Origin of the sequence: Hominilimicola fabiformis (assembly GCF_020687385.1) — a bacterium.
Taxonomy (GTDB): Bacteria; Bacillota; Clostridia; order UBA1381; family UBA1381; genus Hominilimicola; species Hominilimicola fabiformis.
In genome coordinates this window covers 17,601-40,782 of sequence record NZ_JAJEQM010000003.1, presented here as the reverse complement: position 1 = coordinate 40,782, position 23,182 = coordinate 17,601, and the positions used below count along the sequence as shown (strand labels likewise).

18 protein-coding genes are annotated in these 23,182 nt (G+C 40.1%); 7 read left to right on the top strand and 11 right to left on the bottom strand.

The window, feature by feature from the left end; translation table 11 throughout:
* Positions 1 to 129: 129 nt before the first annotated feature.
* From LKE05_RS02945 to LKE05_RS02935, 3 genes are all read left to right on the top strand, one after another.
* Positions 130 to 2,538 carry a homocysteine S-methyltransferase family protein gene (locus tag LKE05_RS02945; protein WP_308455878.1) on the top strand — a complete coding sequence of 803 codons (2,409 nt, stop codon included), beginning with the start codon at positions 130 to 132 and terminating at the stop codon, positions 2,536 to 2,538.
* Between the two features lie 169 nt (positions 2,539 to 2,707).
* The gene (locus LKE05_RS02940) at positions 2,708 to 3,409 is read left to right on the top strand and encodes a tRNA threonylcarbamoyladenosine dehydratase (protein ID WP_308455877.1); all 702 of its coding nucleotides are present in this window, start codon (positions 2,708 to 2,710) and stop codon (positions 3,407 to 3,409) included.
* 2 nt (positions 3,410 to 3,411) lie between these two features.
* A complete protein-coding gene (locus tag LKE05_RS02935; protein ID WP_022230953.1) occupies positions 3,412 to 3,849 on the top strand; it encodes an RrF2 family transcriptional regulator in 438 nt (145 codons plus the stop codon).
* Positions 3,850 to 4,147: 298 nt separating this feature from the next.
* Here LKE05_RS02935 and LKE05_RS02930 read toward each other — a convergent pair whose 3' ends face one another.
* Entirely contained in the window at positions 4,148 to 5,158 is a 1,011-nt protein-coding gene (locus tag LKE05_RS02930) for a nucleoid-associated protein (protein ID WP_022230952.1), read from the bottom strand.
* Between the two features lie 122 nt (positions 5,159 to 5,280).
* On the opposite strand from LKE05_RS02930, the gene LKE05_RS02925 reads away from it, so the two are divergent.
* From LKE05_RS02925 to ilvC, 4 genes are all read left to right on the top strand, one after another.
* A complete protein-coding gene (locus tag LKE05_RS02925) occupies positions 5,281 to 7,419 on the top strand; it encodes a glycoside hydrolase family 3 N-terminal domain-containing protein (protein WP_308455876.1) in 2,139 nt (712 codons plus the stop codon).
* 430 nt (positions 7,420 to 7,849) lie between these two features.
* Positions 7,850 to 9,520 (top strand): biosynthetic-type acetolactate synthase large subunit, encoded by a 1,671-nt coding sequence (gene ilvB / locus LKE05_RS02920; protein ID WP_308456001.1) that lies wholly within the window; start codon positions 7,850 to 7,852, stop codon positions 9,518 to 9,520.
* Between the two features lies 1 nt (position 9,521).
* Complete coding sequence (gene ilvN, locus LKE05_RS02915; RefSeq protein WP_022230949.1) at positions 9,522 to 10,022, top strand: acetolactate synthase small subunit; 501 nt, start codon at positions 9,522 to 9,524, stop codon at positions 10,020 to 10,022.
* Positions 10,023 to 10,062: 40 nt separating this feature from the next.
* Complete coding sequence (ilvC, locus tag LKE05_RS02910) at positions 10,063 to 11,103, top strand: ketol-acid reductoisomerase (RefSeq protein ID WP_022230948.1); 1,041 nt, start codon at positions 10,063 to 10,065, stop codon at positions 11,101 to 11,103.
* Between the two features lie 422 nt (positions 11,104 to 11,525).
* Here the strand turns inward: ilvC and metG are convergent, their stop codons facing one another.
* The 10 genes from metG to LKE05_RS02860 all read right to left on the bottom strand — a co-directional run bounded on the left by metG (position 11,526) and on the right by LKE05_RS02860 (position 23,173).
* Positions 11,526 to 13,454, bottom strand: coding sequence for a methionine--tRNA ligase (gene metG / locus LKE05_RS02905; RefSeq protein ID WP_308455875.1), 1,929 nt, complete (start codon positions 13,452 to 13,454; stop codon positions 11,526 to 11,528).
* Positions 13,447 to 14,634 carry a sporulation integral membrane protein YtvI gene (ytvI, locus tag LKE05_RS02900; RefSeq protein WP_308455874.1) on the bottom strand — a complete coding sequence of 396 codons (1,188 nt, stop codon included), beginning with the start codon at positions 14,632 to 14,634 and terminating at the stop codon, positions 13,447 to 13,449. Before ytvI ends, metG begins: the two co-directional genes overlap by 8 nt.
* Positions 14,635 to 14,670: 36 nt before the next feature.
* A complete protein-coding gene (locus LKE05_RS02895) occupies positions 14,671 to 15,885 on the bottom strand; it encodes a cofactor-independent phosphoglycerate mutase (protein ID WP_308455873.1) in 1,215 nt (404 codons plus the stop codon).
* 38 nt (positions 15,886 to 15,923) lie between these two features.
* The gene (locus LKE05_RS02890) at positions 15,924 to 16,790 is read right to left on the bottom strand and encodes a DegV family protein (RefSeq protein WP_308455872.1); all 867 of its coding nucleotides are present in this window, start codon (positions 16,788 to 16,790) and stop codon (positions 15,924 to 15,926) included.
* 177 nt (positions 16,791 to 16,967) lie between these two features.
* Complete coding sequence (locus LKE05_RS02885; RefSeq protein ID WP_022230943.1) at positions 16,968 to 17,459, bottom strand: tRNA (cytidine(34)-2'-O)-methyltransferase; 492 nt, start codon at positions 17,457 to 17,459, stop codon at positions 16,968 to 16,970.
* Between the two features lie 13 nt (positions 17,460 to 17,472).
* A complete protein-coding gene (locus LKE05_RS02880) occupies positions 17,473 to 18,624 on the bottom strand; it encodes a DUF362 domain-containing protein (RefSeq protein ID WP_308455871.1) in 1,152 nt (383 codons plus the stop codon).
* Positions 18,625 to 18,977: 353 nt separating this feature from the next.
* Positions 18,978 to 19,382: a methylglyoxal synthase gene (locus tag LKE05_RS02875; protein ID WP_022230941.1), complete on the bottom strand. Its 405-nt coding sequence runs from the start codon at positions 19,380 to 19,382 to the stop codon at positions 18,978 to 18,980.
* 21 nt (positions 19,383 to 19,403) lie between these two features.
* Complete coding sequence (minD, locus tag LKE05_RS02870; protein WP_308455870.1) at positions 19,404 to 20,195, bottom strand: septum site-determining protein MinD; 792 nt, start codon at positions 20,193 to 20,195, stop codon at positions 19,404 to 19,406.
* An 89-nt stretch (positions 20,196 to 20,284) separates the two neighbouring features.
* Entirely contained in the window at positions 20,285 to 21,049 is a 765-nt protein-coding gene (locus tag LKE05_RS02865; RefSeq protein ID WP_308455869.1) for a septum site-determining protein MinC, read from the bottom strand.
* An 18-nt stretch (positions 21,050 to 21,067) separates the two neighbouring features.
* Positions 21,068 to 23,173: a penicillin-binding transpeptidase domain-containing protein gene (locus LKE05_RS02860; protein ID WP_308455868.1), complete on the bottom strand. Its 2,106-nt coding sequence runs from the start codon at positions 23,171 to 23,173 to the stop codon at positions 21,068 to 21,070.
* Positions 23,174 to 23,182 lie beyond the last annotated feature (9 nt).

Here is a 23,182-nt window from a genome sequence, read left to right as displayed (position 1 = left end):
TAGCTATAAATTAAATTTTTAAATATATAAATAATATTTTGCACGTTCCGGACAATTTGTCGACAATCTGAGGGTATTGCAAAATGCAATACCCTTTTTATACGAAATTTTTACGAAAGGATATAAATAATGAACGTAAGAGAATTACTCGGCAAGAGAATGCTGTTTTTTGACGGCGGTATGGGTTCAATGCTGCAAAAAAACGGTATGGGTGCGGGTGAAATTCCCGAACTTTTAAACCTTACAAATGCCGCTTTAATAGAAAAAATACATACCGAATATCTTGAAGCGGGCGCAAATATCATAACCACAAATACCTTCGGTGCAAACCCGTTAAAATCAGAAGAAATCGGCGAAAGCCTTGATATGATTATCGCCGCCGCAATAGGCATTGCAAGAAAGGCGGTAAACAGTTTTCAATCAGAGGAAAATCCGCGATTTGTTGCATTCGACATCGGTCCTTGCGGTAAATTGTTAGAGCCTTTGGGCGACCTTTCTTTTGATGATTGCTATGACGCATTTGCGAAAATCGCAAAAACTGCCGAAAAATGCGGTGCCGACCTTGTTATAATAGAAACAATGTCTGACACTCTTGAGGCAAAAGCCGCCGTACTTGCAGTAAAGGAAAACACTTCACTCCCTATTTTCTGTACAATGACGTTTGACGAAAGCTATAAAACGCTTACGGGCGGTGACGTCAAGGTTATGTCGGCGATTATGGAAGGACTTGGTGTTGATTGTGTCGGTATAAACTGCGGTCTTGGTCCTGCTCAAATCGGTGAAATGATGACTGACCTTGCCGAAATTTCTTCAATTCCTATAATGGCACAGCCAAACGCAGGTTTGCCGCAAATCGAAAACGGCAAAACAGTTTACAATGTATTACCGAAACAATTTGCAGACGAATGTGAACATATGGCAAAGCTTGGTGCGTCTGTTCTCGGCGGTTGTTGCGGTACAACACCTGACCATATAAGAAGTCTTGTTGAAAAATGCAAAAACTACAAACCGATAGTCGAAGAAAAAAACATCACTGTCGTTGCGTCATATTCAAAAACGGTTGTACTCGGAAAAGGTCCTGTAATTGTCGGCGAACGTATCAATCCGACAGGTAAGAAAAAGTTTAAAGAAGCACTTAGAAACGGCGACATAGACTATATTCTAAACGAAGCATTTGCACAACGTGACGCAGGTGCGCACATACTTGACGTAAACGTCGGACTGCCTGAAATTGACGAATGTTCGACAATGGAAAAAGCAGTTAAGGCTATCAGTGCCGCTGTAAATCTTCCTTTACAGATAGACAGCTCCGACCCTGTAACAACCGAACGTGCATTGCGTATTTACAACGGTAAACCTATGGTAAACTCCGTAAACGGCAAGGAAGAAAGCATAAAAGCAATTATGCCGATAGTACAAAAATACGGCGGTGTACTTGTCGGACTTTGTCTTGACGAGGAAGGTATCCCTCCTACTGCCGAACAAAGATTTGAAATTGCAAAAAAAATCCGTGACAGAGCGTCAGAATACGGCATAAAGCCGAAAAACCTTGTAATGGACGCACTTACTCTTACAATTTCGGCACAGCAAAAAGAGTCTGCCGAAACAATCAAAGCATTGAAAATGATAAAGGACCGGCTTGGTATTTGTACAACGCTTGGCGTATCTAACATATCATTCGGACTTCCGCGCCGAGAAATAGTCAACGGAACATTCTTCGCATTGGCACTTAACAACGGTCTTGACGCCTGTATTATCAACCCGTGTGCCGATTCAATGATTAACACCTATCGTGCATTTATGGCACTTTCGTGCTATGACGCGGATTGTCAGGAATATGTAAGCAAATATGCGGGTACAAAGTCACAGACAACCGTAACAAAAGAAAATCAGGCGGAAGAAAAAGCTGAAAATGTCAATCCGCTTTTCGATATAATCATAAAAGGTCTTAAAGACCAGTCGTTTGACGAAACAGTTCGTCAGCTTGAAACTACCGATCCGATGGACATTATCAACAACATACTTGTTGAAGCACTTAACGTTGTCGGTCGTGAGTTTGAAAAAGGTACAATGTTCCTACCTCAGCTTATGATGAGTGCAGAAACCGTCAAAAATTCATTTGACGCAATCAAGGCTCACATTGACCAAAGCGGCGAAGCACAGGAAAGCAAAGGTAAAATCTTGGTTGCAACGGTTAAAGGCGATATTCACGACATCGGCAAAAACATCGTAAAGGTGCTTTTGGAGAACTACGGTTATGATGTTTATGATTTAGGCAAGGACGTACCGCCCGAACTTATTGTCGAAACATTAAAAGAAAACGACATTCACATATGCGGACTTTCCGCACTTATGACTACAACAGTAGTAAGTATGGAAGATACAATCAAAGCAATTCGTGCGGCAGGACTTGATACAAAAGTATGGGTCGGAGGTGCGGTGCTTACACAGGAATATGCCGATATGATAGGTGCGGACAAATACTGCAAAGACGCACTTTCTTCGGTAACTTACGCAAACGAATTTTTCGGAAATTAATAAAAATTGAGAGTCCGGCGACAAATTAATCTAAGCAGATAAATCAAATGTCGATTTATCTGCTTTATTTTTTTGCAATAATGACAGATTTGAATTGACAAAAAGCAAAAAGAATGTTATAATCAATTCATAGTGAACAAATAGGAAAATAGGAGTATAAAATTACGGTATGGAAAATCAATTTGAACGAACGGAACTTCTTTTAGGAAAAGATGCCATACAGAAACTGAAAAATGCACACGTTGCGGTTTTCGGTGTAGGCGGTGTAGGCGGTTTTGTTGTCGAGGCACTCGTTAGGAGCGGTGTAGGCGAAATAGACGTTATAGACAAAGACACCGTTTCGCTTTCAAACATAAACCGACAGATAATCGCACTTCACAGTACTGTCGGACAACCTAAAGTCGAAGTTATAAAAAATCGTGCATTGGATATAAATCCAAATGTAAAAATAAACGCGTTTGAAACATTCTTCTTGCCCGATACGGCAGATATGTTTGATTTTTCAAAATATGATTACGTTGTTGACGCAATAGACACCGTAAAAGGTAAAATTGAAATAATACTTCGTGCCGAAAAAGCCGGAGTAAAAATTATCAGCTCTATGGGTGCGGGAAACAAGCTTGATCCGACACTTTTTGAAGTTTCGGACATTTACAAAACGTCCGTATGTCCTTTGGCGCGCGTTATGCGCCGCGAGCTTAAGGCAAGAGGTATAAAAAAATTAAAGGTAGTTTATTCAAAAGAAGAGGCTATCAAAATTCCGTCACCGGACGGCGAAAGACCTGTTCCGGGAAGTATTGCGTTTGTACCGTCAGTTGCGGGATTGATTATAGCCGGAGAAATAATTAAAGATTTGGTTAAGGAGGAATAACATTGAAAATTTCAACTAAAGGCAGATACGCCGTAAGGCTTATGCTTGACGTTGCAATTCACGGTATGGATAAAAACGTTTCTATGCGTGATGTTGCAGAACGTCAAAATATATCAATAAAATATCTTGAACAAATTGTGAGTATCCTTACCCGTGTGGGATACTTAAAGAGTGTGCGTGGTGCCCAAGGGGGTTACCGACTCACAAAAGCACCGTCAGAATACACAATCGGAGATATTTTGCGTACAACGGAGGGAACACTTTCACCTGTATCGTGTCTTGAAGATGAAGAAAATACTTGTCCGCGAGTTTCTGTGTGTCCGACAATAAAGCTTTGGAAAGGGCTTTATGATGTTATCAATAAATATGTTGACAGCATTACTCTTGAAGATTTGGTAAACGAAAGTATTACAATCAATTCACCTGATTTTTGTATATAAAAATAACGGACGGCTATGGTTCGTCCGCTGCGAATACAGTGTGTAGGGGCGATCATTGGTCGCCCTTTTTTAATTTTCAGTATTGTGCCACCCCTCAGTCAACTTCGTTGACAGCTCCCCTCAAGGGGAGTCTTTTTTTGCCTCTCCTTGAGGAGAGGTGGCACGAAGAGTGGTGGCTTTTGCGGGATGTCGTGGGACGCCGTCACCTACTAACAAACCACTTAGGCGACCAATGATCGCCCCTACGAATGTTCGCATTTAGGACGTCGTGGGTGCCGTCCCATACGAAGTAAGGTATTTACTTATTAATTACTTCCCCGATATTATTAATCTGAATTGAAATAGTTCCGTCATCGTTATTTATAAATTCGATATACTCATTATTTTGATAATATTCAGCCGGGAAAATAACTTCAACACCGATATCCGTTACAATTTTCACGTTTGACGCCAATTTCTTTGTAACATAGCTGTTCACTTCAACCTTTTGAGGTACGTTTGCTTTCTCAATTTTGTCGATAAACTCACTTTTCATACCCGGTTTACCGTCAAAAATTTTATCGGCAACCTGTTCGGTATCAATAAATTCCGTTTCGCCCTCCTCAATATTTTCGGTGATGTATTCTTTCATTTTTGAAAGTGTTTCGATTGTATCGCCGCCGTTTTCTTCCGTAACCTTTTTCGCAATTTTACATACTGCATTTACCGATTCTCTTGAAGAAATATCATAAATACATTCAAGCAATACATCTGCGATAAGGTCGGTTGTTTCACCGTCGATTTTGCGTTTTTTGCCGAGATATTTAATTGAAAAATCATCTTCAAATATAAACGCACATTCCGCAATTTTTTGTGAAGTAGTCGGCAAAATCGCATAATGGTTTATAATCTGATTTTTCACTTTACCGTCGTCCTGCAAAACTTGGTGTGTATACCCTATTTTATTTTCACACTTCAAAACCGCAAGCAACGGACGTTCATTAATCATACAATCGCAAACTATAAGGTCGGACGAATCGGGCTTATCCGATTGAGTAACCCCCTCATAAACGCGTTGTGCAATAAATTTCGACATTGTAATAAAATAATTTTCGTCCTTTATATACTCTGCCAAATGATATTTAAAACCGCTGTTTTCCGAAAATTCGGCATTTCGCATACTTGCGTCCTCAAAAACTTTTTCTATATGCTTTGTAATAAAACTGTTTATACTTGCGTCTGTAACATCAAGTTCTTCTTCCGAGTACACACTCACACCCGAATTTGCGTCAAGTATATGTACAATCGCTCTTTTTAATGATGCTATCATTTTATCAATCCTTTCAAATCAAGTAAAATTCATTATACCACATCACTCAAAAAAAGTAAACATTGACAAACATAACTTTAGTGTTTATACTAAAAATATCTAACAGAAACGGCGGTGAAATTATGCAAAAATATAAGGATAAATCTTTGAATATCGAAGAAAGAATTGACGATTTACTCTCTAAAATGACAAACGAAGAAAAGGTCGGTCAAATGTTGCAAGTCAGCTACAACACGTTGAGCAAAGAAGATTACGAAAAGTACAAAAATCTCGGTATCGGCTCATTCCTGCACGTTTTGGGTGATGAGGCAGACGATATAAAAGAACGCGCAGAAAAGACACGTCTCGGCATACCGCCGATATTCGGCATTGACGCAATTCACGGTCACTGTCTTTTAAACGGTGCGACAGTGTTTCCGTCACAGCTTGCAATGTCGTCAAGTTTCAATCGCAAGTTAATACACGATATGGGCAAGGCTACTGCCAAAGAAGTTGCGGCAGACGGTCTTGACTGGACATTCTCCCCCGTTTTATGTATCGCAAGAGATTTAAGGTGGGGACGCGTAAACGAAACATTTGGTGAGGACAGTTATGTTATAGGCGAACTCGGCAAAGCCATAATTGAGGGATACGAAGAAGATAATTTGATTATTGCGTGTGCAAAGCATTACATTGCATACGGTGAGGCAACAGGCGGACGTGACGCATACGACAGTGAAGTCAGTGAAAGAAAAATCAGAGAAGTATTCCTACCGCCGTTTGAAAAAGCCGCAAAAATCGGTTGCGGCTCGGTTATGACCGCTTACGGCACTGTTGACTCCGTTCCGCTTAACGCCAATCCGCATATGGTAAGAGAAATTCTTAAAGACGAAATCGGTTTTGACGGATTTGTTGTGAGCGATTACGAAAATGTCTTAAATCTTGTCACCAGGCAATTCATAGCCGAAAATTTAAAAGACGCGTCCAAGCTGTCGATTGAGGCAGGCAACGATATGAGTATGAATACGCACGAATTTTACGATTGCGTGTCAGAACTTATAGAGAACAACGAAATTGACATAAAATATATTGATGATGCGGTAAGAAGAATACTTAGAGCAAAATTCAGAATAGGTCTTTTTGACGGTAAAAAGACAGTTGACAGAAGCGTCATAAACTGCAATGAACACAAAAAACTTAATCACAAACTTGCACAGGAAAGTGCGGTTTTACTTAAAAATGACGGTACACTGCCACTAAAAGGAAACAAAACCATCGCCGTTATAGGTCCTAATGCGGACGACATAAGAGCGATTTACGGCGACTGGACATATTTTTCACACCCTGTTCCGAAAGAAAACGTTACACCTATGGGCGACTATTACACGATACGTCGCGGTATGGAGGAAGTATTCGGAAAAGAGAATATTTTATACAGCAAAGGCTGTGACATTTTAGGTGAAGAAAATTATATTAATGACGCGGTAAAAATTGCCGAAAAGGCTGACGTGGTTGTATGTGTAATCGGCGACTGTCTTGCTCAAAACGGCGAGTATCGCGACAGAGCCGACCTTGAATTATCGGGTTATCAAACAGAACTTGTCAAACGTCTGATTGACACGAAAAAGCCCGTAATAGCCGTACTTGTAAACTGCAAACCGCTTTGCATATCGTACCTAAAAGAAAACTGCAATGCAATTATCGAGGACTTTAACGGCGGTGAATTTGCCGGTTTGGCGGTTGCGGAAATGATTGGCGGTAAATTTAATCCGAGCGGTAAATTGACAATTTCTTTCCCGCGTCACAGTGCCCAAACACCTTGCTACTACAATCAATACGAGGGTTGGCACGGCGGTCAGTATGTTGATTTGGAAAAAGGCTATGTATACGAATTCGGTGACGGTCTTTCCTACTCCGAATTTGAATATTCAAACCTACGCTTATCCCAAAACACAATAAAAAATGAAGAAGAAATAACCGTATCGGTTGATGTTACAAACAAAGGCAATATGGACGGCAAAGAAACCGTACTTATGTTCGTCAACGACGTCATAAGCTCCGTCCTCACACCGACAAAACAATTAAAAGGTTTTGAAAAGGTATTTATAAAAGCAGGCGAAACAGTAACGGTAAACCTAAAATTAAACATAAAAGACCTTGCAATCGTGACGAGAGATTTGGAATATATCGTTGAAAAAGGCAAGTTTGAAATTATGGTTGGCAGAAACACAAAAGAATATTTAAAAGATATTTTATCGGCAGAAGAAAACATAAAATTATAATTGAGCCTGTCGACAAAACTGCAACGGTTTTGTTTAAAATCTGAATTTTTTTATCACTCATAATATAAAAATTATGAGTGATTTTTTTGATAAAATTCGACTGATAATGAATATTTTAATATCAAAATTCAATAATATACAAAAAATTTGTTTTAACATAAATATAAGTATCTAACAGTAACAATTCTGTATAAAAACAGTTGACAATTAGCTTATTCGCTGATAAAATAAAAGTAGTACGATAATATATTTGTACATATTCCGCCATAAAATGACGGACAAAACAGCACCATCTTTTCAAAAAAGCATTAGCTTTTAGAAAATTCGATTTTCCACAAGACAAATCAAATATGGTGGTTTTTTTTCGGCACAGAAAATCGGTGTGCCAATATTTATTACATTAAATTTCAAAGGGGGAATTTTTTTGAGAATGACCGGTGCTGAAATGGTTGTTAAAACACTTGAAAAGAACGGCGTTAAGGTTGTATTCGGTTATCCGGGTGCAGCTAACTGTCCTATTATAGATAAGCTGTCCTTTTCTTCCATAAAGCATATCCTTACTCGTAATGAGCAGGGTGCGGCTCATATGGCTTCCGGCTACGCAAGAGTTACGAAACAGGCAGGTGTCTGTACCGCAACTTCAGGTCCGGGTGCTACAAACCTTATAACAGGTATCGCAACCGCATATATGGATTCTATTCCGATGGTTGCACTTACAGGTCAGGTTGCTACAAAGCTAATCGGTAAAGACGCTTTCCAAGAAGTTGACATTACAGGTGCTACGTTGCCTTTTACAAAGCACAGCTACCTTATAAAAGACGGACTTGACATTCCGCGTGTTGTAAATGAGGCATTTCATATTGCAAACACAGGCCGTCCGGGTCCTGTACTTATCGACTTTCCTATGGATCTTCTAAAAAAGGAATTTGATTATCCAGACGAAGATGAGGACGTTAATATCCGTGGCTACAAGTTAATGGGCAAAGCTAACGAATCACAGGTTAAGAAGGTTGCCGAGGCAATCAAAGGTGCTAAAAAGCCGGTTATACTTGCCGGTGGCGGTGTCGTTATATCCGATGCTACAAATGAATTCAGAAAATTTGTAAAAGAAACAGATATTCCTGTTGTTTCAACAATGATGGGTATAGGTATTCTTCCGTCGGACAATCCGAGATACTACGGTATGATCGGTTCACACGGTGTTAAGAGAGCTAATCTTCTTTTCAATCGTGCAGACCTTGTAATCGTAATGGGTTCAAGACTTGGTGACAGAACTGTGGCAAATGTCAAAGGACTTGAGGAAGGCAACAAGCTTATACATATCGACCTTGACCCTGCCGAAATCGGCAAAAACACTCAGCCTTATATTCCTGTTGTTGGTGATATTAAAGATGTTCTTGAACAGCTTACATCGCAAATTTCAGGTTACAAGACAAGCAAAGAGTGGATTGACGAAGCTGACGAACTACGTCAAAGATTTACACATAAACCGGTATGTGAGGATAACGGATTTGTAAATCCGAAGTATTTCTTAAACGTACTTTCGGAAAAGACAAATTCAGATGTATACCTTTCAACCGAAGTCGGTCAAAACCAGATTTGGTGTGCCAATAACTTCAACTTTAAAACACCACGTTCACTTTTGACTTCAGGCGGATTCGGTACAATGGGTTACGGACTTCCTGCAGCAATCGGTGCGTCTGTTGCCGCAAACGGCTCAAAGCCTGTTATCGCGGTAATGGGTGACGGCAGTTTCCAAATGGATTTACCGGAAATGGGTACTATGGCTCAATGGGATATTCCCGTTAAAATGGTATTGTTCCAAAACCACCGTCTTGGTATGGTACACGAACATCAGTATCTTCTTTATAAATCAAATTATCAGGCTGTTGAAATAGAAGGAAAACCTGATTTTGCAATGCTTGCAAAGGCATACGGCTTTGAGAGCGGCATAGCTAACGAAAACAGTGAGGTTTCAGAGGCGATAGATAAGATGATGGCACATGACGGTTCATATCTTCTTATCGTAAACGTAAATCCTTTTGAACCTACCGGTGATGCTCTTAATGAGGCTACTCTTCCGAAAAAGGAGGATAAGTAATATGGAAAGATATACATTATCAGTCCTTGTCGAAAACAATCCGGGTGTACTTTCAAGAGTTGTAGGCTTGTTTTCAAGACGTGGATTTAACATTCATTCACTTTCAGTGGGTACTACCCAAGACCCGCAAGTATCTCGTATCACTATTGAAGTGAACGGCGATGCACAAATTGTCGAACAAGTGTCAAAACAGCTTTCAAAGATTATGGAAGTTATCAAAATTAAGACACTTCGTGACAGCGAAATCGTAAAGAGAGGACTTTCACTTGTAAAAGTTAAGGTTACACCTAAGACAAGAAGTGAAGTTATCGAAATTACAAACGTATTCAGAGCAAAGATAGTTGATATTTCACCTAACACTTTGACTATCGAATTGACAGGTCATAATACAAAGCTTAACGCATTTATCGACCTTGTAGAGCCGTACGGAATTGAAGAAATCGCCCGTACCGGTATGACTGCTCTTGAACGCGGGGCAAACACATTAAAACTAGATAAATAATTATTATTTATAATACATATTTAAGAAAGAGGTAATCAAAATGGCAAAAACATTAGACCATGAAGCAAAAGTATTTTATGAAAGCGATTGTAATCTTGGACTACTAAAGGGCAAGACTATCGCAATTATCGGCTACGGTTCACAAGGTCACGCTCACGCACTAAACCTAAAGGACTCTGGCTGCGATGTAATCATCGGTCTTTATGAAGGTAGTAAGTCATGGAGCAAGGCTGAAAAGCAAGGCTTGAAAGTATATACATCAGCAGAGGCTGCAAAGAAGGCTGACATCATCATGATTCTTATCAACGATGAAAAGCAAGCTGACTTGTACAAGAACGAAATCGAACCAAATCTTGAACCGGGCAATATGCTTATGTTTGCTCACGGTTTCAACATTCACTTCGGAACAATCGTTCCTCCTGCAGACGTTGACGTTACAATGATCGCTCCTAAGGGTCCTGGTCACACAGTACGTTCAGAATATCTTGAAGGTAAGGGTGTTCCTTGTCTAATCGCTGTTGAACAAGACGCAACAGGTAAGGCACAGGATTTAGCACTTGCTTACGCTTTGGGTATCGGTGGTGCAAGAGCCGGTGTTCTTGAAACAACATTCAGAACAGAAACAGAAACAGACCTATTCGGTGAACAGGCAGTTCTTTGCGGCGGTGTTACAGCTCTTATGCAAGCAGGTTTTGAAACACTTGTTGAAGCAGGTTATGACCCAAGAAACGCTTACTTTGAGTGTATCCACGAAATGAAACTTATCGTTGACCTTATTTACCAAAGCGGTTTCAAGGGTATGAGATACTCAATTTCTAATACTGCTGAATACGGTGACTATGTAACAGGTCCTAAGATTGTTACTGCTGAAACAAAGAAGGCTATGAAGAAAGTTCTTTCTGATATTCAAGACGGTTCATTCGCTAAGGAATTCCTACTTGATATGTCACCTGCAGGCCGTCAAGTTCACTTCAAGGCTATGAGAAAGATTGCAGGAGAACATCAACTTGAACAAGTCGGTGAAGAAATCCGTAAGCTTTATAGCTGGAACAGCGAAGATGATAAGCTTATCAATAACTAATTTGACATATTTGTATTTAAAAAGACTTCACGAAAGTGAAGTCTTTTTTGTTGCATTTTTGCCACCACTCAACCACTCCGTCACGCCGTGACACCTCTCCTCAAGGAGAGACTTATTTAGCTCCCATAGAGGGGAGCTGGCGACGCAGTCGACTGAGGGGTGGTACTATCTGTTTATTTTAAGGACAACCACTGGTCGCCACTACAACACCGGTATTTTTTATGCTTTTCTTGCCACCACTCCGTCACTTCGTGACACCTCTCCTCAAGGAGAGGCTTGTTTGGCTACCATAGAGGGGAGCTAGCGACGCAGTCGACTGATGGGTGGCACATTTAATGGCGACTAATGGTCGCCACTACGAAACATCAAACGCAACACAAAAAGCCGTCAAAGTAATACTTTGACGGCTTTTACCTTATCAATTATACGATTTCAGCACCGCTTTGAATATCATTAAGAGTAGTCAAAACAGTAAGCTTATCTTCAAATTCGGCTGACAAAATCATACCGCAAGATTCAAGTCCCATCATCTTTCTCGGTTTCAAGTTTGCAACAAACAACACATTTTTACCGATTAATTCTTCAGGCTTATGGAACTTTGCTATACCGGAAAGAATTTGTCTTGTTTCACTTCCGACTTGCAAAGTAAATCTAAGAAGTTTTGATGACTTTGGCACTTTTTCGCATTCAAGTACCTTACCGACACGAATATCAAGTTTTTCAAATTCTTCAAACTCGATATAATCTTTATACGGTGCAATTTCAATCTTTTCTTCTTCCGGCTGACCGAATTCTTCTTCAAGTTCGGCAAGTTTCTTTTCTGCGTCAATTCTTTGGAACAGCGGAACAGCCTCTCCTACTTTTGTACCCGCCTTTGTTTCACCGAATGTCTTTGTACTTTCAAAGCTCAAATCATCTGCACCGATTTGTTCGGCGATTTTCTTTGATGTTTCAGGCATATACGAGCTTAACAATGCCGCAATAATTCTGATTGTTTCAACAAGATTATAAAGCACTGTACCCAATCTTGGCTTATCGTCTTCATTCTTTGCAAGCACCCATGGAGTTGTTTCGTCAATATACTTATTCGCTCTGTCAACAACTTTCCAGATTTCATCCATACTATCCGCAACGTGAAGTGTATTCATCTTCTTAATAATCTTATCAATCGCACCTGTTGCAACAGCTTTCAAATCATCATCAAAATCACCGTGTACGTCACCGCTCTGAATTTCACCGTCAAAATACTTATTAATCATTGCAACAGTTCTGTTTACAAGATTGCCAAGTGTATTTGCAAGGTCACTGTTAAATCGGCTGATAAACACTTCATAAGTGATTGTACCGTCTTGTGCGAAAGGCATTTCGTGAAGTGAATAATATCTTACCGCGTCAACACCGAAATGCTTTACAAGGTCCTCCGCATAAATTACGTTACCTCTTGACTTACTCATCTTTTCATCACCGACAAGCATCCAAGGGTGTCCGAACACCTGTTTCGGAAGTGGCTCGCCCAATGCCATAAGCATAATCGGCCAATAAATTGTATGGAAACGAAGAATATCCTTACCGATAATATGCACATCGGCAGGCCAATACTTATTATACAATTCGCCCTTTTCTTCCGGTGTATAACCAAGGGCCGTAATATAGTTTGAAAGTGCGTCAATCCACACGTACACAATATGTCCAGGGTCAAACTCAACAGGAATACCCCATGTAAAGCTTGTTCTTGACACGCACAAATCCTGCAATCCCGGCTTTAGGAAGTTATTAACCATCTCATTCTTACGTGATTCAGGTTGAATAAATTCAGGGTGTGACTCGATGTATTCCATAAGCTTGTCCTGATACTTGCTCATCTTGAAGAAATAGGCCTCTTCCTTAGCCTTTTTAACTTCTCTGCCGCAATCAGGACACTTACCGTCTACAAGCTGTGTTTCAGTCCAGAATGATTCACAAGGTGTACAGTACCAACCTTCATATTCACTCTTATAAATATCACCTTGATCATAAAGCTTTTTAAAAATCTGCTGAACAGCCTTAACGTGATAATCGTCGGTTGTACGGATAAATTTATCATAGCTGATATTAAGCATATCGGCAATATCCTTAATTTGTCCCGCAATCTTATCAACGTGCTGTTTCGGTGTTATACCCTCATTTTCAGCGATTTCCTGTATCTTCTGACCGTGTTCGTCAGTACCTGTAAGGAAAAATACATCCTTTCCTATAAATCTGTTAAAACGTGCTATTGCGTCCGTAAGAACTATCTCATATGTATTACCTATATGAGGTTTCTTTGAAGTGTACGCAATGGCAGTAGTAATATAAAACTTTTCTTTACTCATTCCAGTCACTCCCCATTAAATTAATAACAAAATCTTTGAACAATAGGCACTGTTCTTTTATAAATCTGCCTATTCTCTTTAAAAGTCTTATCGGTGCGTCAAACACACCCGCTTTATAAAAACTGATTATCAGCATAAGTATTATCGGGCCTAAAATCATACCGCCGATACTAAGCGTTCTGTAACCGATATACATAGACATAAGCGTCAATATCGGATTCATACCTATTCTTGAGCTTACAAGTTTCGGTTCGGTAAAATGTCGCATAAGCGCAACTGCGGCATATATAACAATCAGACCAACTCCGAGTTTAATATTGCCGTTCAAAAACGAAATAAGCGACCACGGCCACAAAACAAGACCGCTGCCGAAGAATGGCAATGCGTCCAAGAACGCAATACCTAACGCAATAAGAAGTGCATACTCAATATCAAGTATACTCAGTCCGATAAACATAATCGCAAACGCGATACACATAAGTATTCCCTGCACTTTAATATAACCGCCGAGATACTTTTTCAATTCCGTCTTTATAAGATTCAGCCTGTCCACAAATTTAGGACTGAACACGCCCTGCACAGTCGACATAACGGTTTTGTTTTCCGAAACCATAAAATACGATGACAAGATAAAAACGACTATACCTATAAACACGCTCGGCAAAGCCTTTGCAAAATTGCCCGCATAATCAACCATAGGCGTTGACTTCATATTGATAAATTCAGCGGCTTTGCTTGAAATAGTTTCACCTGCCGAAGTAATCGCCTGTTGAATGTTGCTCGGCAAATTCATATACACAACAGACCATTTTTCGCCCAGTGCCTTTGTACTGTTTTGAATGTTTTCGTAAATAGTCGGAAACTGCGTATATAACATTCGTCCTTCATCAACAATTTTCCATATTGCAAATGTGAGAACACCACCAAAAATTCCGACTATCAGTACTATTACAAGCACCGCCGACAGTCCTCGCGGTATTTTCAGCCGTTTCTGCAATGTATCCGCAAGCGGATTTACCGCCATTGAGAACAGATAGCCGAGCAAAAACGGCAAAAACAACTTAACAAGAAAACCTAACAGCTGCAATATTTTAGGCAGACATATATATGCCGCCACAGCCAATATCACAACCCCCAATACAAACAGTACAATTTTCACCCAATTTTTTTTCAGTTTCATAAAATCATTCCCTTCGTAAATCACGAGAATGTATCATTATTTTTCAAGGAATCTATTCATCAAAGTATATCCTTCTTCGATATAAATACCTGTCTTTTTACCGTTTTCTTCAGTATATGTAAGATTAGCATTTTTATCCGTTTCGTTGGTGCTGTCATAGATGATGTACGGAACAGGGTCCGAAACGTGCGTCTTTAGCTTAATCGGAGTCGGATGGTCAGGAAGAATCATCATTCTGTAATCAATGCCTCTCTTTTCAAGCTCGTCCTTTAGGAACTTGACAACCTTTTTATCTATCGTTTCAACCGCAAATTTCTTCTTTTCAGGTGCACCTTGGTGTCCCATTTCGTCAGGAGCTTCCATGTGAACATAAACGAAGTCACTGCCGTTTAAAATTGCGTCAAGTGCGGCTTGTGCCTTACCTTCCCAGTTTGTGTCACAGTTACCTGTTGCACCTTCAACGTCAATCGAATTCATTCCGGCACATTTTGCAATACCTTTGATAAGGTCAACAGCGGAAATAACACTGCCCTTTAGACCGAACTTTTCTTCAAAGTTATCAAGCTGAGGTTTTGTACCCTCGCCCCATACCCATATTGATGTTGCAGGATTTTTGCCCTCTGCAACACGCTTTTTGTTTACAGGATGTTCTCTTAAAATCTTTTCACTTTTTTTCATCATTTCAAGAAGTGTATCCGCACCGTCACCCTTTGGAAGATGGTCTGTTATCTTCTTGTCTGAAATGTCGTGAGGAGGTGTTAATTCAACATTAGTCGAACCGCCCTCCCAAACTGTAAGATGACGGTAGCTGATACCCGGATAGAACTTAATCATATCAGTATCAAGCTCTTTTGCGACAGCCTTGATAAGCTCAGCAGCCTCTTCTGTTGTGATTTCGCCTGCACTATAATCAAGCATTGTCTTATCCTCGTAATTTTCTTCGTCAGAAAGAGTTACAAGGTTACATCTGAATGTAACGTCATTATCCTTTAGCGGAACGCCGATTGACGCCGCCTCAAGCGGTGAACGACCGCTGTAACATTTCTTTGTATCATAACCCATAACAGATAGATTGGCTACGTCACTGCCCGGTTTCATACCGTCTTGAACAGTCTTAACCATACCCATCTCGCCATGCTGTGCCATATAGTCGATTGTAGGCTTATCAGCCACCTCTAAAATTGTTTTACCGTCAAATGCGTCAACGGGATAATCTGCCATACCGTCGCCAAGTATTACTACATACTTCATTTTTTATCTTCCTTTCATTTTATCTTTATGTTTAAAGTTTATTCAGTCACGATTTTCACCAATATTGCTATTGCCCCACGTCCGACGTGAGTACCGATAAGCGGACCGAATTCACCATACATTTCTATACAATCTTCGCCGTATTCATCGCGAAGTTTTTCACAAACCTCCTGTCCCTTATCCTCGTCCGACTGAACGATTAAGAACTTAGGATTTTCCGCGTCAAAATCAGAATCATCTTGAATTTTTGCAATCAATTTATCAAGCAGCTTTTTCTTACCTCTCAGCTTGTCTAAACTTTCAACAAGTCCGTGTTCTATTGTAAGTATTGGCTTGATGTCAAGCATTGTGCCGACAAATGCGGCTGCTTTTGAAAGTCTGCCGCCTTTTTCAAGATATTTTAACGTATCAACCAAAAGGTAACATCTCCATGTTTTTATGTACTTTTCACATTCCGTTATAATCTCGTCAACGCTTTTGCCGTCCTTAGCCATTTGCGCCGCATGAACGGCGGTTTGTGCAATGTACAGAGAAAACTTCTGCGTATCGACAATGTGAAAATCCGCATTCGGATTTTCTTCTTCAATCTCACTCTTAACAAGATTTGCTGTTTGGTACTGACCGCTTGCGGCTGATGAAAGTGCAAAATATATTACGCTCTCATGCTCCTCACACTGCTGTTTAAAGTAGTCAAGCATATCACCGAACGGTGTCTGTGAAGTAGTCGGAATACCGTCGTACTCCTCGAGTTTATCAAAAAATTGCTCATTTGTTATTTCAGTTCTCTGAACATATTGTTCAGTGCCGAAAATACTTAAAAATGATATAACGCCTATATTATATTTGTCGGCTATATCCTGCGGAATGTCCGAACCGGAATCCACTATTATTTTTATATCTGCCATATTTGCTCCTCTCATATAAATTCGGTATAAATAAAATTTAAAATTGTTTTTTATTCTCTTGATTAAAAGCTTTAGACGCAGAGAAAATTGTTCACAGTGCCGTTTTGCAGCTCACGGTGCTGTACGGTTACCGCCCTAAGCAAAAAATGGTGCTGTTGGCAATTTAATCAAGTCTAATTACCAATGGAATTGAGTCAGCTGTCCTAAATCCTTTAAATTATCAAACCCTTGCTGACGAAGTGCCTCGTATACAACAATCGCAACGGAATTTGAAAGATTAAGACTTCTCGCCTCTTCTATCATAGGTATTCTTATACAACGTTCTTCGTGTTCGTACAAAAGTTCTTCGGGAAGTCCTGCATCCTCACGACCGAACAATATATAATCGTTATCCTTAAATTCAGCCTCAACATATGTATGAGGTGCTTTTGTTGTTGCATAAAAATATCTTGCACCCTCTGTTTTTTCAAAAAAGTCCGCCAAATTATCGTAATAGCATACATTCAGCAAATGCCAATAATCCAAACCCGCTCTTTTCAAATTTTTATCGGTAATCTGAAAAGCCGTCGGACGTACAATATGAAGTCTACACCCTGTCGCCGCACAAGTACGGGCAATGTTGCCTGTATTCTGCGGTATTCTCGGTTCAACAAGAACTACATTAAACAAAAAATCATATCCTTTACTTTAGAAATTTAATCATAAATCTATTTAACAGCGGTCGTTTTATCTTTACCGCTTTTTTGGGGCAAAGTTCTTGACAGCAAAAACATTTTATACACCTTTTCGTGTCAATAACAGGTTTACCCGTTGACATATCAATCGCTTTCGGCGGACAACATCTTGCACATTCTCCGCAACCTACGCATATATCGTAATCCATTGCCGGCTTTGACGCAAGTGCATTTATAAGTCGTGCATTAAGTGCGTCCGGAAGTGAAATCAATTTAATCAAATTAAAATGGCTTTCAGGCTTTAAATAATCCTTCATAACAAGCGGTTTAATATCTTCGCCCGCTATATCAATTTTTTCCGCACTGTCACACACAAGTCCGCGTTCAATCGCCTCACGCACCGTATCAACTTCATTCGGTGCATAATCAATCAAATAACATGACGCCAAGTCAAGCGCGTGTGCATTTTCTGATGCCATAACAAGTCCTATATGTCTGTTCTGACCTGCCGTCGGACCGTTGCCCTCCATACCCCAAACAGCGTCCATAATGGACAATGTCGGTTTTACACATTCGTGCAAATCCACAAGCATTGAACAGAATGACTTTCTCTCATTCAATCTGAAATGCAGTTCCGCTTTATATGTTCCGGGAATTGTGCCGAAAAGATTTTTAACGGCACCTGTATAACTCGTCATTGCGTGAGTTTTCAGTTTCGGCAGTGAAATTATAACATCTGCATTCAAAATCGGATTTATTATCGGAATTTTCTTTACGGTCTTTCCCTCAGGGAAATGCACTTCCGTAAAACTTGTATCAAAATTCAATTTTGCGTTTGTTCCCTCGACAGCCTTATCCACACCGCAGACTGAATAAACGCCCTTTAAAGCCGTAGTGTTATACGGACCGCCGGGACTTTCGGCAATCGTCACGTTTCCGCCGGCTTTTTCGACCATCACTATAACCGCGTGAAGAAATTCGGGATTTGTCGTAACCGCCTCCTCAGGCTTTTTCTTGGAAACAAGGTTGGGCTTTATAACAACATTATCACCCTTTTTCACAAACTTCCCAATTCCACCGATTAAAGACACCGCATTTTCTACGGCATTTTGCACTTCGGAATATCTGTCACATTTTACGACGGAAACTTTATTATTCATTCTTTAATTCCTCTCTTAGGTTTCTAAATGTTGTAAACCTCTGCCTATTCTATCATTATACAATATTCCGAGTAATATTTCAACCGTAAAACAGTAATTTTTATAGGCATAGTGCCATTTTATTGCATATATATTTTGCTAAAATACGGCACACTCCATTAAATTATATCTTTTTTCGTTTTATAGACAGTTTGCTCCCTTTAAAGTAAAAAAAAGACTTGACATAAAGTCAAAAGCAGAGTATTATTTTCACATATCGAAAATACGTTACTTTGATGTAACTTTTAAACGGTGTATTTTTGGTATAAAAAAAGGTGATTTGCAAAAATCACCTTTTTTCAATATCAGCTTTTTTAGTTTTTTGGATTGACAATATCACGCCAATCAAGGTCACCGCGTTCAAGACCGTGAATAAGCACTTCTGCCGTTGCACAGTTCGTTGCAATCGGGATATTGTGCATATCGCAAAGTCTCAGAAGCGAAAATACGTCAGGCTCATACCCTTCGGCGTTAAGCGGATCACGGAAGAAAAGCACCAAGTCAATTTCATTATATGCAATTCTCGCACCGATTTGCTGATCGCCGCCCTGCGGTCCTGACAAAAATCTATATACATTAAGACCGGTATTTTCAATAATCATCTTACCTGTTGTGCCGGTTGCATACAGAGAATGTTTTGACAGAATACCCGAGTAAGCAATACAAAACTGTACCATTAATTCTTTTTTCTTATCATGTGCTATTAAAGCGATGTTCACGAAAATACCTCCTCATTCACTCTATTTTCCGAAAAGCTTTTTAACCTTATCAAAAAAGCTTTCCTTTTCATCAAATTCCATAATAGGCACTTCTTCGCCCATAAGTCTTGCGGCAATATTTAAAAATGCTTGTCCTGCCCTTGAATTTTCAGCCGAAACCGCCAAAGTGCCTTTAAGAGCGGCAACCATAAGTTCCTCGTCATCGGGAACAATTCCAAGCACAGGTACGCCCAACATATCTACGCAATCGTCCATATTCATCATTATTCCCTTATCAATCATATCCGATCTTACGCGATTAATGACAACCTTGACATCTTCCACACCCATATCTTCAAGTACGGATATTGCTCTGTCACCGTCACGAAGTGCCGTAACTTCTGGCATTGTGACCAATATGGCACTGTCCGCACCCATAGCCGCATATAAAAAACCGCCGTCAATTCCTGCCGGAGCGTCTACAAGGCAATAATCAAACCTTGAAGAAAGTTTTTCCCATATCCCCTTTACCGCCTCATCTTCGACAGATGAAGTGTCACGCGTTTGCGGAGCGGGTATAAAATACAAGTTTTCATATCTTGTATCCTTAATCAAAGCCTCGTCCAAGTCACAATTTTCTTCGATTACGTCAAATATATCGTAAACGATACTGCTTTCAAGCCCGAGTGTAATATCCAGATTTCGACAACCCATATCCATATCGACAAGTGCAACAAGATTACCCCTCATAGCCAATGCCGCACCTATATTTGCAGTTACAGTTGTCTTTCCCGTACCGCCTTTTCCGGATGCAACTATGATGATTTTTCCCATTTTCCTTATCCTTTCAATATGAATTTATGCGTAGTAAAATTACCCAAAACTCTTTTCTGCGTAATTATATCACATTTTTTTCTCTTTGTCTATATTTTTACCAAAAAATCATCTACACAAATTTGATTATTTATTAAATATGCCTTTTTAGGATTTTCGGTATTCGGCGTATCAAATTCATCAAAATTGCAGTGAGTTTTTGAAATTCTTACATCTGTCGGCTTAAAGTCAAGCGCAAATATATAGGCATTGTCATTACCCATACACCCTGCCTCAACGCTGCCTTTTATACTTCCGATAACGATAACGTTACCGACCGCCGTTATCATTCCACCCTCTTCAACGTCACCGAAAAGGGTAAGGTGTCCGTCCGCAAAAACTGTTTTGCCTGCTTTAACAACGCCTTCGTAAAACCTCGCACGACTGCTTTTAAAATTAGTCGTTACGACTTCCTTTATCTCCTCAAGCTCCGTTTCTTCCTCAGCGATTTCACGGACTTCTTCACTCTCATTATGTATTTCTTCAGTGTTTTCCTGAAGAAGTTCCTTAGGCAGTTCAAGAGTTTCTTCAAACGAATCTTCGGCTTTTATCACTTTTCTTTCACCGTAATTTATCTCACATTCCGGCAACATAGCCGTAATAACCGCGTCAAGACGCATTTTATCACTCGTTGAAAGTTCCCTGCCGACAACGTATATATTACAACGTCCGCCGCCGAAAAACTTTCTGAACTGTCTTATTTTTTCATACAGGGAGTTCATCAACTTAGAAAATTCACATTCACTGTCAAGATATATCTTTACCCCGTCAGCCGTACCTTTCAGCTTTATAAGCTCTTTTTCCAATTCAATCAAACCTCCCCATATTATAAACTATCTCAATAATCCGCCTTGCACATCTGTTGCGGTTGTAGGCTCTGCGGTTGTGTCTGCACTGTCAAGATCGAAATATTTATCAAAAATATCTTTTGCTACCTGCGCGGCATTTGTACCACGAACACCGTGTTCAAGCACAACCGATACCGCGATTTGCGGATCGTCAAACGGTGCAAAAGCAATAAACACAGCGTTATTTGAACCGTTTCCGACCTGTGCCGTACCTGTTTTACCGCCGACCGCTATACCGTAATTCGCGAAAATTTCACTCGCACTACCTTCGTCAACAACTCGTTTCATACCTTGTTTTACGGCATTGATAACTTCATCGTCCATATCGACTTTTTCGACAACTTCCGGATTAAATTCTTTTACAACACCGCCGTCAACCGATGAACGAACGCTTTTTATAAGATTTACTTTATATCTTGTACCGCCGTTTGCGATTGTTGCGGCATAATTTGCAAGCTGAATAGGTGTAAACAAACTGTATGACTGACCGATTGCCGCTTGAAGAGTGTCACCGCCAAACCATTCCCGATCGGTAGCACTTGCAACTACCTCTTTTTTATATTCCGGGCTTGCCATATGACCTGCCACTTCTTCGTCAAGCTCGATACCCGTCTTTTCACCAAGACCGAACTTCTTTGCGTACTCGTCAAGTTTATCTATTCCCATACGTCTGCCGACTTCATAGAAGAAATAGTTACACGAATTTTCAAGTGCCGCACTGACGTTTTGCTTACCGTGAGTCAATTTATATTCGCCCCAAATCCAGCAAGTCGGCTGATAGTCGGCATAGAATTTATAAATACCCTCGTCCTCGATAATTTCGTTTACATTCAAATTACCCGTTTCAAGTGCCGCAATCGCCGTCAAAGGTTTAAATGTCGAACCCGGGCTGTAAAGTCCGCTTACAAGTCTGTTCCACATAGGCTTTGCGTCATTATTAATCAAAGTTTCATAATCCTCGTTAAACCTCGACATATCGTATGTCGGATACGATGCACCTGCAAGCAAATCTCCTGTCTTTACGTCAATGACAGCAACAGAACCTGCGTCACAGTCTGCACCGTCCTTTGCTTTCACACCGCTTGACGCACGAATATTTTGTATTGTATCTGCAAGCGATTTTTCCGCCACTTTCTGCAAATCCGAATCCAATGTAAGCACGATATAATCGCCCGGAACAGGCTCTGCATCGTTCATAACGGTAATCTCTTTACCGTTTACTTCCTTAGTTGTACCTGTAGTGCCGTCAATACCTCTTAAATACTGTTCGCCCCATTTTTCAATGCCCTGTTTACCGATAATGTCATTATAGCCGTAACCCAAATCTTTGTTTGCCTCGTATTCTTCGGCATTGATTTTACCTGTACGACCTAAAATATGCGTTGCAAGTCCGGGAGCGTCATATTGACGGATATAGTCGTTTATAACGGCTATGCCTTTAAATTCGTCCTGACGTTCCTTTATCTGTGTTACCGCATCGACGGATATATCGTCCGCAACTGTAAACAATGTTGTCTGCGACAAACCGCTTGCCTCCGCAGCGTATCGGATACCCACGATACGTCTTTGCTCGTCCTCGCTGTAAACGTCACTGACTTTATATATCTCCTTGTATGCCTGCATTATTTGGTCGGCAGACATATTTTCTTCTATACCCTTGCCAAGATGTGAATTATTCTTAAACCACGCTTCACGTTCGTCCTCCACGGAGCCGTCCTCGTTTTCGTCCTCAAACTTAAACTGATACGGTGCGAACGAAATTGGTAAATCGTCATAATATTCACATTGAGTCGAATAGAATATATCCACAAGTTTTTTTATAATATCGTTAAATTCTTCGTCTTTAACATCGGTTTTCTGCATAACAACAGAATAACCGACTTTGTTGGATACAAGAGTTGTTCCGTATCTGTCAAGAATTTCACCTCGCGGCGCTTTTTCGACTATATTGGTAGTCATTCTGTCATTAGCGATTTCATAATACTGTTCGCCCTTTAATACCTGTAAATCAAAAAGCTTCCATATCACCGCCGCAAACATAACAGCTATAACTATTTTTAATATAATAAATCTCGCTTTACTGTTTGGCATTTATATACA

Coding starts and splice junctions, on each gene's coding strand:
- LKE05_RS02945 (WP_308455878.1), top strand. CDS start 130: ATGAACGTAAGAGAATTACTCGGCAAGAGAATGCTGTTTTTTGACGGC.
- LKE05_RS02940 (WP_308455877.1), top strand. CDS start 2,708: ATGGAAAATCAATTTGAACGAACGGAACTTCTTTTAGGAAAAGATGCC.
- LKE05_RS02930 (WP_022230952.1), bottom strand. CDS start 5,158: ATGATAGCATCATTAAAAAGAGCGATTGTACATATACTTGACGCAAAT.
- LKE05_RS02925 (WP_308455876.1), top strand. CDS start 5,281: ATGCAAAAATATAAGGATAAATCTTTGAATATCGAAGAAAGAATTGAC.
- ilvB (WP_308456001.1), top strand. CDS start 7,850: ATGACCGGTGCTGAAATGGTTGTTAAAACACTTGAAAAGAACGGCGTT.
- ilvN (WP_022230949.1), top strand. CDS start 9,522: ATGGAAAGATATACATTATCAGTCCTTGTCGAAAACAATCCGGGTGTA.
- ilvC (WP_022230948.1), top strand. CDS start 10,063: ATGGCAAAAACATTAGACCATGAAGCAAAAGTATTTTATGAAAGCGAT.
- metG (WP_308455875.1), bottom strand. CDS start 13,454: ATGAGTAAAGAAAAGTTTTATATTACTACTGCCATTGCGTACACTTCA.
- ytvI (WP_308455874.1), bottom strand. CDS start 14,634: ATGAAACTGAAAAAAAATTGGGTGAAAATTGTACTGTTTGTATTGGGG.
- LKE05_RS02895 (WP_308455873.1), bottom strand. CDS start 15,885: ATGAAGTATGTAGTAATACTTGGCGACGGTATGGCAGATTATCCCGTT.
- LKE05_RS02890 (WP_308455872.1), bottom strand. CDS start 16,790: ATGGCAGATATAAAAATAATAGTGGATTCCGGTTCGGACATTCCGCAG.
- LKE05_RS02880 (WP_308455871.1), bottom strand. CDS start 18,624: ATGAATAATAAAGTTTCCGTCGTAAAATGTGACAGATATTCCGAAGTG.
- minD (WP_308455870.1), bottom strand. CDS start 20,195: ATGGGAAAAATCATCATAGTTGCATCCGGAAAAGGCGGTACGGGAAAG.
- LKE05_RS02860 (WP_308455868.1), bottom strand. CDS start 23,173: ATGCCAAACAGTAAAGCGAGATTTATTATATTAAAAATAGTTATAGCT.